Raw genomic sequence first — 15,544 nt, 5'->3', positions numbered from 1 at the left:
CGATGCTCGCCTCGGACACCGCGATGATCCTTGCTGCCGGGCTCGGCAAGCGCATGCGCCCGCTTACGGCGAGCCAGCCCAAGCCGCTGGTGCGGGTGGCGGGCAAGGCGCTGATCGACCACGCGCTCGACCGTCTGGCCGAGGCGGGCATCGGCAAGGCCGTGGTCAACGTCCACTACCTTGCCGACGCGCTCGAGGCCCACGTGCTCGCCCGCAAGGCACCGCAGGTGACCGTCTCGGACGAGCGCGCACTGTTGCTCGAGACCGGGGGCGGCATGACCAAGGCGTTGCCGCAGCTGCCCGATCCGTTCTTTGCGCTCAATGCCGACAATATCTGGCTCGACGGGCCCAAGAGCGCGTTCCACGATCTCTCGCGCCGCTGGGACCCGGAGGAGATGGACGCGCTGCTGCTGGTGGTGCCCCATGCGCGGGCGATGAACTTCAGCGGGCCGGGCGATTTCCATATGGACCCGATGGGCCGCCTCTCGCGCCGCCGCCCAGGGCGGATCGCGCCCTTCATCTACACCGGCATCCAGCTCGTCAGTCATCGCCTGCTGCGCGACGCGCCGGAGGGGCCGTTCTCGACCAACATCCTCTGGAACCGCGCGATGGAAGAGGGGCGGCTGTTCGGCCTCAGCTTCACCGGCCTGTGGTTCGAAGTCGGCACGCCGCAGATGATCCGCCCGACCGAGGAGGCGCTGACGGGTGGCTGACCAGCGCGAAGGTGGTCTGAGCGTCTATTCGATCGCCGCACATCGCGGCTTTGCCGATGCGCTGGTCGCCGGGCTGGTGCCGCGCTACCGCGAGGAGGGTTTCGGCCTCGCCCGGCTGACCCTGCTGGTCCCCTCGAGCCGCGCCGCGCGCACGCTGTCGGAGGCCTTCATCCGCCAGGCGGGCGAGGGCGGCCTGCTGATGCCGCGCATGATCGCAGTCGGCGACCTCGATCTCGATGAAAAGCTCGGCGCGGCACTCGATCCGCTGGGCGCATCGGACATCCCGCCCGCCTGCGATCCGGTGCGGCGCTGGCTGACGCTTGACCGCCTGATTGCCGAGGAACGCGTCCGGGAGGGGATGGAGCCGCTCCCCGCCCGCGCAAGGCTCAGCCTCGCACGCGAGATGGCGCGGACGATGGACCGCCTGCTGGTCGAGGAGAAGGAGGTCACCGACCTGCTCGGCGAGGCGGTGATGGACAGCGTCGCGGGGCTGGCGGAGCACTGGAAGCGCGCGATCCGGCTGTTCGGCCTCGTCAATGTGCGCTGGCAGATGGAACTCGATGCGCGCGGCGAGGTCGATGCCGCGACACGCCGCAACCTGCTGTTCGACCGTGCCGCGAAGCGTTGGCGCGAGACGCCGCCGCCGCATCCGATCGTTGCGGTCGGTGTCACCAGCGCCTCGCCAGCACTGGCGCGGCTGCTGCGGGTGGTCGCCGGCCTGCCGCAAGGCGCGGTGGTGCTCCCCGATCTCGATCTGGCGCTGGGTGATGCGGCGTGGGAAGAACTCGGTCTTGCCGGGGCCGCGAGCGAACCGGGCGGGCCGGTGTTCGGGGCGGATGATGCGCTGAGCCATCCGCAATACCACCTCAAGCTGCTGCTCAACCGCATGGGCGTGAACCGCGCCGAGGTGCAGCAATGGCACCGCCGCGGAATGGCTGCAGCCGATCCGGCGCGCGCGCGGGCGATTTCCTCGCTGTTTCTCCCCCCGCAGGCGAGCCGCGCGTGGGGCACGCTCGAGGCCAAGGACCGGCGACTTGACGGGGTGCGGCTGATGGCCAGCGCCAGCATCGAGGAGGAGGCGCAGGCCATCGCCCTGCTGGTGCGCCAGACGCTCGAGCAACCGGAGAAGCGCATCGCCGTCGTCACCGCCGACCGCGGCCTTGCGCGGCGGGTGGCGCAGTATCTCGAGCGCTGGAACATCATCGCCGACGATTCCGCTGGGCGGCCGCTCGCCCTGACACCGGCCGGACGACTGTTCGGGCTGCTCGCCGAGATTGCCGGCAAGGGCCCCGATCCCGCAGCGCTGATTGCGGCTTTCGGCCACCCGCTGGTGCGGGGCTGGGATGGAGAGATGCGCGGCGCGTGGCTCAAGGGCCTACGCGCTTTTGACCGCCAGCTGCGAGGGCCCGCGCCTGCCCCCGGCATGGAGCCGCTGCGCACGGCGGCGGCCAAGGCGGGTGTCGAGGCATGGTGGGAAGAGGCTGAGGCCCTTGTGACCCCGCTCGCCGACTGGCCGCAACAGGTCCCGCTGGCCGAGGCACTGACGACGCTGTCCGAAGTCGCCGAAGCGCTCGCCCGCACGGCGATCTGGGAGCGCGAGGATGGCCGTGCGCTCGGCCAGATGGTCGAGGACCTGAGGGGGACGGCCGAAGCGCTCGGTACGCTTATCGATACCGCCGATCTCGCGGGCGCGCTGCGCGATGCGATGGAGGCGGTGGCAGTGCGCCCGGGCTATGGCGGACACCCGCGTGTGGCGATCTACGGCCTGCTCGAAGCACGCATGGCCCGCGCCGATCTGGTGATCTGCGGCGGGCTCAACGAGGGAAGCTGGCCGCAGCCGCCCGGTGCCGACGCCTTGCTGGCACCGGCGGTCCTGCGCGCGCTGGGTGTGCCGGGCGCCGAGTTCCGCATCGGTCTTGCCGCGCATGACCTCGCGGGCGCGATGGGCGCGCCGCAGGTGGTGCTGTCGCGGTCCCTGCGCGATGCCGAGGGGCCGACCCTGCCTTCGCGCTTCCTGCTCAGGGTCGAGGCGCTGCTCGGCGACGATCTCGACAAGGAGCACCGCGAGCACACGATCCCGGCGATCCTGCCGCATCTGGACCGTAAGCGGCCCGCCGCACCCGAGTACCCGCGCCCCGCGCCCGATCCCGGGCCCGCCTTGCGCGACGTGCCGATCAAGGTCACCGCGCTCGACCGGTTGCTGGGCGATCCGTACCAGTTCTACGCGCAGGCGATTCTCCAGCTGCGCCAATTGCAACCGCTCGCCGCCGATCCTTTCAGCGACCCGGCGCTGCGCGGGACGCTGGTGCATGACATCCTCGACAAGTGGCACAAGGCAAAGGCGGACCAACCGGGTCTCGCGCTCGCCCCCTTCGCCGCAGCGCATTTCGCGGCCGAGCGCGTCCACCCGCTGTTCCGCGCGCTGTGGCAACCGCGCCTGATCGCCGCGCTCGAGCGGTTCGAGGAATGGATCGCCGCGGATGAAACCGAGAAGGGCCGCACGGTGTTTGCGAGCGAGATTTCCGGCGAGATGGAGGTGGACGGCGTCAAGGTGCAGGGCCGCGCCGACCGGATCGATCGGCTGGCGGACGGCACGCTCGGGATCGTCGACTACAAGACGGGCCGCGTGCCCTCCAAGGCCGAGGTCGAGGCGGGCTTTGCGCTCCAGCTTGGCCTGCTCGGCCTGATCGCCGAACATGGGCGCTTTGCCGACAAGCGCACCGGCAAGGTGGTGGACGGCGCGGCCACCGCCTTCGAATACTGGTCCTTCGGCAAGAAGGACGAAGGCTTCGGCAAGCGTATGAGCCCGATGAAGAATTCCTCGCGCGAGGGCGGGCTCGAACCCGACAGGTTCCTGCCGCATCATCTCGAGAAGCTGCACTTCGCGATCCGCGAGTACATCAAGGGCCGCACGCCGTTCCGGGCGCGCGAGAACCCCGACTACAAGGGCTACACCGAATACGACCAGCTGATGCGCCTTGAGGAATGGCTCGTGCGCATCAACGACAAGGAGGCCAAGCCATGAGCGGCGGGAATGGCCTCGTCTTCCCGTTGCAGGAAAACCAGCTGCTTGCAGCCAATCCTGACGACAACGTCTGGCTGTCCGCCTCGGCGGGGACGGGCAAGACCCAGGTGCTTTCCGCGCGCGTGCTGCGCCTGCTGCTGCGCGAGGATGTGAGTCCGTCGCAAATCCTCTGTCTGACCTTCACCAAGGCGGGCGCGGCGGAGATGGCGAACCGCATCAACGCGGTGCTCGCGCGCTGGGTGCGGCTGGGCGAGGTGCAACTGGCCAAGGAGCTCGGCTATCTCGGTGCGGATATCGACAAGCCGACAATCGAGCGCGCCCGCACGCTCTTTGCCAGCGTTCTCGATTGCCCCGGCGGGGGTCTCAGGATCGACACGATCCATGCCTTCGCGCAGTTCCTGATCGGCAACTTCCCCGAGGAAGCGAACCTCGCCCCCGGCACCCGCGTGATGGACGACCGCAGCCGCGAATTGCTCGCGCGCGAGGTGCTGACCGATCTGTTCGAGGAGGCCGAGCGGACCAGCGATGTGCGGGTGCTCGATGCGCTCACCCGGTTCACCACCCGCAAGGACCCGGCCGCGCTCCACGGCTGGCTGATGCGCGCGGCCGATGCGCAGGAGATGTGGGAGGGGCCGGGCAGCTGGCAATCCCCGATGGGCGCGCGTGTGCGCCAGACGCTGGGGATACCTTCTGATGCGGGGGAGGAATGGGCCGGCGAGATCCTCGATACCGATCTGTTCCCCGACGACATCCTGATGGGCATGCTGCCCGCGCTCGACGGATGGAAGGCGAAGACCGGCACGGAGACGGCGGCGTTCATCCGGCAGTGGATCAACCTCGGCCTTGCCGACCGTGTCGGTGTCGTCTCGCGCTTCTATGACACCGTCCTCAAGAAGGACGGGACGCCGCGAAAGATGGACGGGGCTGCCAAGATCGACCCCGATTTCCCGCGTTATCAGGAGAACGTCGCCGAGGCGCTGGCCGAATATGAAACCCGCCGCTCTCTCCTCGCCTGTGCCGAAGTCGTCACCTCCGCGCTCGAGATCGGCCGCGCCTTCGCGCTGCGCTGGGAGGCGAGGAAGGCCCGCGAGGGCCTGCTCGACTTCGGCGACCTGATCCGCAAGGCCGCCGCGCTGCTCGAACAGTCCGACGCCGCCGACTGGATCCGCTACAAGCTCGACCGCCACTTCGACCATATCCTGATCGACGAGGCGCAGGACACCAACCACAGCCAGTGGGACATCGTCGAGGCGCTGATCGACGACTTCTTCGCGGGCGAGGGCGCGCGCGGCGACAAGCTGCGCACGATCTTCACCGTGGGCGATTACAAGCAGGCGATCTTCGGCTTCCAGGGCACCAGCCCCGAAAACTTCGCCAAGGCCAAGCAGCGCATCCACGCGCGGATCGAGTCTGCGCGGCAGGGCATCCGCCAGAGCCGCACCAACCGCCGCGAGCCCGGCTGGCAGGACCTCGACCTCGGCCGCTCGTTCCGCACCGCCCACATCGTGCTCGGCTTCGTCAACCGGGTGATCGGGATGCTCGGCTTTGCGGAGTTCGGCCTCGACAAGGAACCGGCCGAACATGTCGGCGCGGAGCGTCCCGGTCTCGTCACGCTATGGCCGCCGGTGGTGCCGGAGAAGGCCGATGGTGCAGTCGAGGAAGACGAAAACGAAGAGGAGGAGCAGAGCTGGCTCCCGCGCCACGACACGCTGCTGGCCGAGAGAATCGCCGAGCAGGTCCGGCGCTGGGTGAGCCTCGAGGAACCCTTCGTGCTCGCCAAGGGCACACGCCGCCATGCTACGGCGGGCGATGTGATGGTGCTGGTGCGCCAGCGCAAGGAACTCGCCGCGCAGATTGTCGCCAAGCTCCATGCGCGCGGCGTGCCGGTTGCGGGGATCGACCGTCTGCGGCTCGGCGCGCCGCTGGCGGTGAAGGACGTACTGGCCGCCTTGCGCTTCGCCGCACAGCCGCAGGACGATCTCAGCCTTGCCAACCTGCTCGTCTCGCCGCTGGTCGGCTGGACGCAGGACGACCTGCTCGCCCACGCGCCGCGGCCGGACAAGGTGCGCCTGTGGGATCATCTGAAGCGCAAGGGCGCGCCGCCCTTCGTGGCGGAGACGGCGGAGCGTCTCAGGGACTTGCTCCGCCGCGCGGATTACCAGACCCCGCAGACCCTCGTCTCGTGGCTGCTCACCGGGCCGTGGCAGGGCAGGGCGCGGCTGGTCGAGCGGCTGGGGGCGGAAGCCAATGATCCGCTCGACGAGCTCATCAACGCCGCCTTCGCCTACGAAGCCGAGCACTGGCCGAGCCTCGCGGGGTTCATCGCCTGGTTCGATGCTGGCACCGGCGATCTGAAGCGCGATTCGGACAGCGCCAGCGGGCAGGTCCGCGTGATGACCGTCCACGGTTCCAAGGGCCTGCAGGCCCCGATCGTGATCCTCGCCGATGCCACCGGCGCGCCCGGCGAGGCGGGCGATCTCGCGCTCGAGGACGACCCGCTCGAACTCAAGCCCGACCGCCGCCGAATGGTGCCGCTTCCCCCGCTCTCCAAGGACGAGAAGAAAGGTCGCATCGCCGAGGCCGAGGAGGCCAAGCAGCGCGCGATGCTGCAGGAGCACTGGCGGCTGCTCTACGTCGCCATCACCCGCGCGGAGGAAGCGCTGTTCATCGGCGGATCGCTCGGCAAGCGCGAGGCCGACAAGGGCGTGCCCCACGAGGACAGCTGGTACGCCCGCCTTTCGCCGCTGTTCGAAGAGGCGCCGATCGACGATCCCCTCTGGCTCACCCGCCGCGAATGGGGCGAGCGGGCCGAGCCGCTGGTGCCCGATGAGGGCGCGTCGACTGCCGGAGCGGACGACGTCATTCTCCCGCGTTGGGTGACCACGCCGATCGGCCCCGAGCCGCGCCCGCCGCGCCCGCTCGCGCCGTCTTCGGCGGGCGAGGACAAGGGGGGCGAGCCGCCGCTCCCGCCCGAGGCCGCGCGCCATGCTGCAAGGCGCGGGAGCCTGATCCACGCCCTGCTCGAACGCCTGCCGGATGTCGCGGCCGAAACGCGTGCCGATGCAGCGCGCGGATGGCTGGCGCGGCAGGCTGCCGATCTGCCGGAGGCCTTGCGCGAGGAGATGCTCGCCGCCGCGCTGGGCGTGCTCGATCACCCCGGTTTCGCCCCGATCTTCTCGCCGCAAGCGCTCGCCGAGGTGCCGCTCGCCGCGACAGTGGACGGTGTGGTGGTCGCTGGCACCGCCGACCGGCTGCTGATCGAGGACACCCGCATCACCGTGGTCGACTTCAAGACCACCCGTCGCCCGCCCGAAAGCGCCGACGCCATTCCGCTCGCCACGCTGCGCCAGATGGCCGCCTATGTCGCCGCGTTGGAGGCGATCTACCCAGGCCGCGAGGTGCGCGCCGGCGTGCTCTACACCCACGCGCCCGTGCTTTTCGATCTCGCCCCCGAGACGCTCGGGTTACACAAGAACGCGTTGCAGGCCCCGCAGCAATCCTTGTCGCTCCCCGATATTGAGTGAAAAGCGTGAGCCACTAGATTGCAATCCGATGACCGGCGCTCCAATGCTCCGGCAAAAGGAGACAGAACATGGCAACCGTCAACGTGACCGATGCGAGCTTCGAGGCCGACGTGCTGGGCAGCGATACCCCCGTGCTGGTCGATTTCTGGGCCGACTGGTGTGGCCCGTGCAAGATGATCGCCCCCGCGCTGGAGGAGATCAGCGAAGAGCTCGCCGGCAAGGTCAAGATTGCCAAGATCGACATCATGGAGAACACCGACATCGCCGCGAAGATCGGCGTGCAGTCGATCCCGTTGATGGTGCTGTTCAAGAACGGCGAGGCCGTGGCCCAAAAGCTGGGCGCCGCGCCCAAGGGCCAGCTCAAGGCTTGGCTCGAAAGCGAACTCTAAGAAAGGCGGCGCCCCGGACCTGATCCGGGGCTGCTTGCCGGGGTATTGGCCGGTTAGCCGAGTACCCGCGCGACGAATTCGTCCCAGAGCGCCGGCGATGATGCGCCGACCAGTCCCGGCGCATCGTGCTGGTCGACACGGTAAGCGCTGCCATCGAGCCGCGCGGCCTTGCCGCCCGCTTCGTTGAGCCACAGCACGCCCGCGGCATGATCCCAGGCGAGCGTGCGCTTGAAGCTCGAGATGTCGTTCTCGCCCAGCCCGAGGCGCGGATATTGTTCGGCGGCGCAGCGCGGGATGTCGACCAGCGTGTAATGCGGGGCGAGCTTCGCATCGACCATTGCCGACTGTTCGGGGGTGAGGAAGATGCGGCTCACCGCCGTCACCGGCGGCACGCTTCCGGTGGTGCGCGCCGCGATCCGCTCGCCGTTGACGTACGCGCCTTCGCCCCGCTTGGCGTGGCAGAAGCGGTCCTTGTTGGGATCATAGATCCACCCCGCTACCGCCTCGCCCGCGTCAGCCAGCGCGATGATGATGCCGAAGGGCTCCTTGCCTTCCGCGAAGTTGGCGGTGCCGTCGAGCGGGTCGATGATCCAGCACTGGCCCTTGAGGTGATCGAGCACGCTCTTGTCGGCGTGGACCGCTTCCTCGCCCACCACGGCCACACCGGGGGCGAGTTTGGTCAGCGCCTCGGTGAGGAAGGCCTCGACCTCGCGGTCGACGATGGTGACGGGATCGTCGGCGCCTTTCATCTCGACTTCGCCCGCGGCCAGATTGCGGAAGCGCGGCAGCATCGAGCGCTGCGCGGCAAAGCGCATCAGGTCGCGAATCTCGTCGTCGAGCGCGCTCAAGAGCGATAGTCCGCGTTGATTGCGATGTAGCCGTGGGTGAGGTCGCAGGTCCACACCGTGGCGCGGCCCCCCTCTTCTCCATTGGCGCCGAGGCCGAGATCGACCGCGATGTCGATCTCCTCGCCCTTCAGGTGTGCGGCTACGGGGGCTTCGTCATACTCCTCGACCGGCACGCCGTTGCGCGCGGCCCAGACGCCGCCGAAGGCGATCGAGAGCTTGTCGCGGTCGGCCGGTTCGCCGGCTTTGCCGACCGCCATGACGACGCGGCCCCAGTTGGCGTCCTCTCCCGCGATCGCGGTCTTCACCAGCGGGGAGTTGGCGATGGCAAGGCCGATGGTGCGCGCGCTGGCATCGCTCGCCGCGCCCGAAACCCGGATGGTGATGAATTTTCGGGCACCCTCACCATCGCGCACCACCAGCTGCGCAAGATTGCGGCACACATCGGCGAGGGCTGCGGCAAAGGCGTCCGCACCGGGGCTATCCCAGCTTTCGATCCGCGTGTTGCCCGCCTTGCCTGTCGCAAAAATCATCACCGTGTCGCTGGTCGAGGTGTCGCCATCGACCGTGATGCACGAAAAAGTGGCAGCATTGGCGCGCTCCAGCGCCTCTTGCAGGAAGGCCGGGGCGACATTGGCGTCGGTGAAGATGTAGCCGAGCATCGTCGCCATGTCGGGCGCGATCATCCCCGAGCCCTTGATGATCCCGGCGAGTTCGACGCGATAGGGCCCGACCATGGCGCTGGCGCCCGCGCCCTTCGCGAAGGTGTCGGTGGTGCCGATGGCGTTCGCCGCATCCTCCCACCCGCAGGGCTCGGCGGTGAGCGCAGCGGCGATCCCGGCCTGCGCCTTGTCGACCGGCAGCGGCACGCCGATCACCCCGGTGGAGGAGACGAACACCTCGTCGAGCGTGCAGGCGAGGGCCTCGGAGACCTGCGCCCGGATCGCCTCGACCGCCGCGCGGCCGCGCCGTCCGGTGAAGGCGTTGGAATTGCCCGCGTTGACGATCAGCGCCCGCGCACGCCCCAGCTTCACCGCCTCGCGCCCAAGCTCGACCTCGGACGAGGCGCAGGCGCTTTTGGTGAAGACGCCGGCGACGGCGGTGCCCTCGGCCAGCTCCGCGAAGGTCAGATCGCAGCGGTCCCACGTCTTGTAGCGCGCCCGCGCGACGCGCAGGGTCGCGCCTGCGATCTGCGGCATGTCGGGGAAGGGGCGGGCGAGGGGCGAGCGGTCGATCTGCATGGCGCACGCCCGTAATGGGCAATCGGTTGCGCTGCAACGCTACGCTTTGCCGCTTGGCGCGGGGCGGGCGGATGGGATAGGAGAGTAAGCTATGCAAATCAGACCATTGCTCGCCGCCGCTATCGGGATTGCGCTAACCCTTCCGGCCCATGCTCAGAAAGCGCAAGAGCGCCCTCGGGAGCCTGCTCCCGCGGTAGCATTGCTTGCCGATCAGGTTGGCCCTGAGCCCATCGGGTCGCCGTATGACTGGTTGAGCAACGCCGATTACCCGATCGAGTCCTGGCGAAACCGCGAAGAGGGCGATGTGAGTTACGCCCTCTCTGTCGACACAACGGGCGGCGTGACGGACTGTACAGCCGAAGGCAGCGCATCTCCTGCACTCAAAGCGGAAACCTGCCGCCTCTTGCGCGAGCGTGCCCGGTTCGAACCTGCCACAGACCGCAAGGGAAAAGCCGTCTCCGCAACCTATTCCGGTTTTCACCTGTGGCAGCGGCGCGAGCCCGAGTTCGGGAACGGCAGCTTCACTCTGAAGGTGGGTTTCACGCTCGACGAGCGGGGCAACGTCAGCAATTGTCGGGTCATTGAACGATCCGGTGAGGTCTCCGAAGATCTGAAGCGAACCTTCGAGAGGAACCCGTGCCCCGTGGGCCGACGCGGTAACCCCGCGCGTGATGCCGAGGGGCGTCCAGTGGCGCGCGACGTGGTGCTGACGGTGTCCGTGGAGAGCACGCCTGCCGCTACCGCTTCCGCCCCCGCGCCGCAGGGCAATTAAGCTCTCGCACAGCTTGTCGCGCTATGGTGGTGGACGAATTGGCGCTTAGGCTCTATCTGAAAGCATCATGACCCGGCGTTTTCTAGCCCTTCTGGCCCTGCTGACCAGCCTTGTCGCTCTTGGCGGCACGGCGCAGGCGTCCTTGGCGGAAGCGCTGGCATGCTCCTCGAGCATCGCCGCAGCGAGCGGGGACGAGCGTTCGGGTGCGGAAAGCGTCGCGGTGCAGCCTGCACCGGCCACGATCAGCGCCACCCGCGCGGCCGAGACGCCGTGCCCGCCGCCGGCCGCGCCTGCCAGCCTGCGCCTGCCGGTGCTGATGGGGATCGAACGCGCCTACGAATAGGCGCGCTTTCCGCATAACTCCCTGATGTCCGCGCGCCGTGGCCCATGCCCGCGCGCGCTTTACCCCATCCTTCGCGCAGCGCCCGCTCCGGCAGGGCCTCGCTCTTCGAATCAAAGGCTTACCCCATGCTCAACACCCTCGTGAAATCCGTTTTCGGCTCGGCCAACGAGCGCTACATCAAGTCCGCGCGCAAGATCGTCGCGCAGATCAATGCGCTGGAGCCGCAGATCCAGGCACTCACCGATGAAGAACTCCAGGGTCAGACCGCCAAGCTGCGCGGCCTGATCGACGGCGGCGCCAAGCTCGACGAGATCCTGCCCGAAGCCTTCGCCACCGTGCGCGAGGCATCGGTGCGCGTCTTCGGGATGCGCCACTTCGATGTGCAGCTGATCGGCGGCCTCGTGCTCCACCGCGGCGAGATCGCCGAAATGCGCACCGGCGAAGGCAAGACCCTGATGGCGACGCTGGCGGTGTATCTCAACGCGCTCGAGGGCAAGGGCGTTCACGTCGTCACCGTGAACGACTACCTCGCCCGCCGCGACGCGGCCGAGATGGGCAAGCTCTACAACTGGCTCGGCCTCACCGTCGGCGTGATCGTTCCCGGCATGCCGGAAGAGTTCAAGCGCGACGCCTACAACGCCGACATCACCTACGGCACCAACAACGAATTCGGCTTCGACTATTTGCGCGACAACATGAAGCACGAGCGCAGCCAGATGGCGCAGCGCCCGTTCAACTTCGCGATCGTCGACGAGGTGGACTCCATCCTGATCGACGAGGCGCGCACCCCGCTGATCATCTCCGGCCCGACCGAGGACAAGTCCGAGCTCTACGTCGCGCTCGATCAGGTCGCGCGCGAGATCCCCGTGGAATGGCTCGACATCGACGAGAAGACCAAGCGCGTGCAGCTGACCGAAGAGGGGCTCGAGGAGGTCGAACAGCTGCTCGTCGCCAAGGGGCTGCTCGCCAGCGATAACCTCTATGATGTCGAGAACACCCAGGTCGTCCACCACCTCGACCAGGCGCTGGTCGCCAACTTCGCCCGCAAGCGCGACACCGATTACATCGTCAAGGACGGCAAGGTCGTCATCATCGACGAGTTCACCGGCCGCATGATGGATGGCCGCCGCTGGTCGAACGGTCTGCACCAGGCGGTCGAGGCCAAGGAAGGCGTGCGGATCGAGCCGGAAAACCAGACGCTCGCTTCGATCACCTTCCAGAACTACTTCCGCATGTATCCCAAGCTCTCGGGCATGACCGGCACCGCGGCGACCGAGGCGGCGGAGTTCTGGGACATCTACAAGGTCGGCGTGGTCGAAATCCCGACCAACCTCCCCGTCGCGCGTATCGACGAGGAAGACGAGTTCTACAAGAACACCGCCGACAAGTTCGGCGCTATCGCCAAGGCCATCAAGGAAAAGCAGCTGATCGGTCAGCCGGTGCTGGTAGGCACGGTCTCGATCGAGAAATCCGAACTGCTCAGCCAGTATCTCGATCAGGAAGGCGTGCGCCACGCGGTGCTCAACGCCCGTTTCCACGAGCAGGAAGCCCATATCGTGGCGCAGGCGGGCCGCTATGGCGCGGTCACCATCGCCACCAACATGGCGGGCCGCGGCACCGACATCCAGCTGGGCGGCAATGTCGATTTCCGCATCAATGACGAGCTCGCCGAAATGCCCGAAGGGCCCGAGCGCGATGCCGCCATCGCCCGCATCAAGGCCGAAGTCGCCGAGGAGAAGGAGCGCGTGAAGCAGGCCGGCGGCCTGTTCGTGCTCGGCACCGAGCGGCACGAAAGCCGCCGCATCGACAACCAGCTGCGCGGACGTTCGGGCCGTCAGGGCGACCCGGGCCTGTCGCGCTTCTACCTGTGCCTCGAGGACGATCTGCTGCGCATCTTCGGCCCCGACACGCTGTTCTCGAAGATGATGAAGTCGAACCTTGCCGATGGCGAGGCGATCGGCAGCAAGTGGCTCTCCAAGGCGATCGAGACCGCGCAGAAGAAGGTCGAGGCGCGCAACTACGACATGCGCAAGCAGGTCGTGCAATACGACGACGTGATGAACGACCAGCGCAAGGTGGTCTACGAGCAGCGCGCCGAGATCATGGACAGCGAGGCGGTCGACGATGTCGTGGTCGACATGCGTCACGACACGATCAACGCCCTCGTCGGCGCCGCGTGCCCCCCGGGCTCCTACCCCGAACAGTGGGACATGGCCGGCCTCAAGGCGCGCACCGAGGAAATCTTCGGCTTCCTGCCGCCCTATGACGACTGGCTGGCAGAGGACGAGGTCGAGCCCGAACTGCTCGAGGAGAAGCTGCGCGATCTCACCGACCAGATGATGAACGCCAAGATGGGCGAACAGGACGCCTCGATCTGGCGCATGGTCGAAAAGGACGTGCTGCTGCGCCAGCTTGACCATCACTGGAAGGAGCACCTCTCCACCCTCGATGCGCTGCGGCAGGTGATCTGGATGCGCGGCATGGCGCAGAAGCAGCCGATCAACGAGTACAAGCAGGAAGCCTTCGTGCTGTTCGAGACTATGCTCGACACGCTGCGCGAGGAAGTGACCAAGATCCTGTTCCGCGCCGAACTGCGCTTCGAGGAGCCGGCCCCGCAGGCGCTGCCCGAGCTGCCCGATTTCCTCACCGGCCACATCGACCCGCTGACGGGCCTCGACGATTCGGCGGACTTCGACGGGTCGGAAATGCGCCCCGAGCTGTTCGGTTCGCTCGCCGGTGCGCCGGGTGCAGACGTGGGCGCGGCGGGCGAGGGCGATCCCTTCGCCAATCTCGGCCTCAGCCGCAATGCGCCGTGCCCCTGTGGCAGCGGGCAGAAGTACAAGCACTGCCACGGCGCCCTGTCGCCGCGCGCGATGGTCTGATCGCAGCGGCGGGGGCTGAGGCATGATCGGCGCGGTCCCGGTGATGCTGGCCCTCGCCTTCCTCGTCACCGCGCTGCTCTATGCCAGCGTCGGTTTCGGGGGCGGGTCGACCTATTCGGCGCTGCTGGCGCTGTCGGGGCTCGATTATCGCCTGCTGCCGCTGGTGAGCCTTGCCTGCAATATCGTGGTGGTGAGCGGATCGAGCATCCGCTTCGCCCGAGCCGGGCTGACCCCGTGGAAGAAGGCGGGCGTGATCGTCGCGCTGGGGGCGCCGATGAGCTTCCTTGGCGGGCTGACCCCGGTCAAGGAGGCGACCTTCCTGATGCTGCTCGGCGGCAGTCTGGTGCTGACCGCGCTGTCGATGCTGATCCCCGTTCGCGAGAATGCTGCGGGCGCGCCCACCAAAGCGGCGCGCTTCATGCCGCTTGCCGCTGCGCCGCTCGGCTACTTTGCCGGGCTGGTGGGAATCGGCGGCGGGATTTTCCTCGCGCCCCTGCTGCACCTAGCGCGCTGGCACGAGGCCCGCGGGATCGCGGCGACGGCGAGCCTGTTCATCCTCGTCAATTCGCTGTTCGGCCTTGCCGGGCAAATGGTGAAGAACGGCCCGGGCCTGTTCGGTGCGGCGCTCAGCGCGTCGCTGCCCTTGCTGGTCGCAGTGGTGATCGGCGGGCAGATCGGCAGTCTGATGGCCGCGCGCCTGCTCCCGCCCAAATGGATCCGCTGGCTGACCGCGCTGCTGGTCGCGGTGGTCGGCGTGCGGCTGTTGTTCGGGGTCTAGGCCCCGTCAGGCACGGCGCGATTGCGGATCAGCAGCGCTATGAACAGCGTCGCGGTAAAAGCGGCATAGCCTGCGAGCAGGTTGGGGAGCAGCAAGGGCACCCCGGTGAACAGCATCGCGTCGTTCCCGCCCGGCACCAGGGTTGCGCCTACGCCCATCAACAGACCGCCCGCCGCCGCACGCAGCCATTGCCGCGCGTTGCCAAGGCGCAGCGCGAAGCTGCCGCCCGCTATCGAGGCGATCGTCATTCCTCCGATCAGTGCCGCTAGCCCGATCACGGCCGACACCGCCCAGCTCTTGCCATAGGCGATCTCCGCGATGCGGCTCGTATAGACCCACTGCCTGTCGAGCGCGAAGAGGAGGCCCGATGCGGTGCCGATCACACCCATCGCGACCAGCGGCGACCAACCGCCGCGCGGGGCGTTGAAACCGATCCGCCGGTAGATGTAGCTTGCCGCCACCAGCGCCGCCGTCCCGCCGACCGCCAGCGTCAGAGCGACATTCCCCGCGAGCGGCGAGAGCAGGGGCGTGCGCTCGGGCAGCATCAGCGCGGCGCTCGACATGTTCGGGCCAAGCAGCAGCGCCGCGACGAACATCGCCGCGATCGAGGCCGCGCGCCACAGCTCGCCTACGGTGAGCCCCGCGAGCAGTCCCATCGCGCAATGCCCGGCGAGAAGAGAACCCAGTCCGAACAGCACACCACCGGCGATGCTGAGCACGTCGGGAGCGTTGCCGGGGATCGTCACGAAGGGACGCGCGCCGAGCCATTCGGCCAGCCCCATCACCACCATCGCGCTCGATGCGGCGAGTATGAACCCTGCGATCCGGTGAAACCGGCGCCGCTCGATCACCTCACGCACGGCCCGCACCATGCACACGCCCGCGCGCTGGCTGGCATAGCCGATCAGGAACATGAGGGCTGCGGTGACGAAGCTCATCCAGCGGGGGTTACCGCACCTCGGGACGAAGGCAACCGGCGGACCCACACGGCAAAGCGCGCCGCGCGTGGATCGCGAAAGAAATGGCAATAAT

11 protein-coding genes are annotated in these 15,544 nt (G+C 68.1%); 8 read left to right on the top strand and 3 right to left on the bottom strand.

Annotated features, from left to right (window positions below):
* Positions 1 to 2 precede the first annotated feature (2 nt).
* The 4 genes from BZF57_RS06070 to trxA all read left to right on the top strand — a co-directional run bounded on the left by BZF57_RS06070 (position 3) and on the right by trxA (position 7,651).
* Positions 3 to 713, top strand: a complete 711-nt coding sequence (locus tag BZF57_RS06070; RefSeq protein WP_086735690.1) for a nucleotidyltransferase family protein — start codon at positions 3 to 5, stop codon at positions 711 to 713.
* A complete protein-coding gene (gene addB, locus BZF57_RS06065; RefSeq protein ID WP_086735688.1) occupies positions 706 to 3,738 on the top strand; it encodes a double-strand break repair protein AddB in 3,033 nt (1,010 codons plus the stop codon). Before BZF57_RS06070 ends, addB begins: the two co-directional genes overlap by 8 nt.
* A complete protein-coding gene (addA, locus tag BZF57_RS06060) occupies positions 3,735 to 7,262 on the top strand; it encodes a double-strand break repair helicase AddA (RefSeq protein ID WP_086735686.1) in 3,528 nt (1,175 codons plus the stop codon). Before addB ends, addA begins: the two co-directional genes overlap by 4 nt.
* A gap of 68 nt (positions 7,263 to 7,330) precedes the next feature.
* Positions 7,331 to 7,651 carry a thioredoxin gene (gene trxA, locus BZF57_RS06055; RefSeq protein ID WP_086735684.1) on the top strand — a complete coding sequence of 107 codons (321 nt, stop codon included), beginning with the start codon at positions 7,331 to 7,333 and terminating at the stop codon, positions 7,649 to 7,651.
* 53 nt (positions 7,652 to 7,704) lie between these two features.
* Here the strand turns inward: trxA and BZF57_RS06050 are convergent, their stop codons facing one another.
* Both BZF57_RS06050 and argJ read right to left on the bottom strand, forming a co-directional pair.
* A complete protein-coding gene (locus tag BZF57_RS06050) occupies positions 7,705 to 8,499 on the bottom strand; it encodes an inositol monophosphatase family protein (RefSeq protein WP_240505864.1) in 795 nt (264 codons plus the stop codon).
* Positions 8,496 to 9,737 (bottom strand): bifunctional glutamate N-acetyltransferase/amino-acid acetyltransferase ArgJ, encoded by a 1,242-nt coding sequence (gene argJ, locus BZF57_RS06045; RefSeq protein WP_086735682.1) that lies wholly within the window; start codon positions 9,735 to 9,737, stop codon positions 8,496 to 8,498. The genes BZF57_RS06050 and argJ overlap by 4 nt, the downstream gene beginning before the upstream one ends.
* A 250-nt stretch (positions 9,738 to 9,987) precedes the next feature.
* Between argJ and BZF57_RS06040 the strand changes: the two genes are divergently transcribed.
* From BZF57_RS06040 to BZF57_RS06025, 4 genes are all read left to right on the top strand, one after another.
* Positions 9,988 to 10,509 (top strand): energy transducer TonB, encoded by a 522-nt coding sequence (locus BZF57_RS06040; protein ID WP_162290954.1) that lies wholly within the window; start codon positions 9,988 to 9,990, stop codon positions 10,507 to 10,509.
* A 67-nt stretch (positions 10,510 to 10,576) separates the two neighbouring features.
* A complete protein-coding gene (locus tag BZF57_RS06035; RefSeq protein ID WP_086735678.1) occupies positions 10,577 to 10,852 on the top strand; it encodes a hypothetical protein in 276 nt (91 codons plus the stop codon).
* 125 nt (positions 10,853 to 10,977) lie between these two features.
* On the top strand, positions 10,978 to 13,734 hold the full coding sequence (secA, locus tag BZF57_RS06030) for a preprotein translocase subunit SecA (RefSeq protein WP_086735676.1): 2,757 nt from the start codon (positions 10,978 to 10,980) through the stop codon (positions 13,732 to 13,734).
* A 22-nt stretch (positions 13,735 to 13,756) separates the two neighbouring features.
* Positions 13,757 to 14,512: a sulfite exporter TauE/SafE family protein gene (locus BZF57_RS06025; protein WP_086735674.1), complete on the top strand. Its 756-nt coding sequence runs from the start codon at positions 13,757 to 13,759 to the stop codon at positions 14,510 to 14,512.
* Here BZF57_RS06025 and BZF57_RS06020 read toward each other — a convergent pair.
* Positions 14,509 to 15,450 carry a YeeE/YedE thiosulfate transporter family protein gene (locus tag BZF57_RS06020; protein WP_086735671.1) on the bottom strand — a complete coding sequence of 314 codons (942 nt, stop codon included), beginning with the start codon at positions 15,448 to 15,450 and terminating at the stop codon, positions 14,509 to 14,511. The genes BZF57_RS06025 and BZF57_RS06020 overlap by 4 nt on opposite strands.
* Between the last annotated feature and the right edge of the window lie 94 nt (positions 15,451 to 15,544).

Origin of the sequence: Erythrobacter colymbi (assembly GCF_002155685.1) — a bacterium.
GTDB classification, from domain to species: Bacteria; Pseudomonadota; Alphaproteobacteria; order Sphingomonadales; family Sphingomonadaceae; genus Erythrobacter; species Erythrobacter colymbi.
Note: the sequence above shows the minus strand (reverse complement) of the source record. Positions and strands in the feature narration are given on the sequence as shown.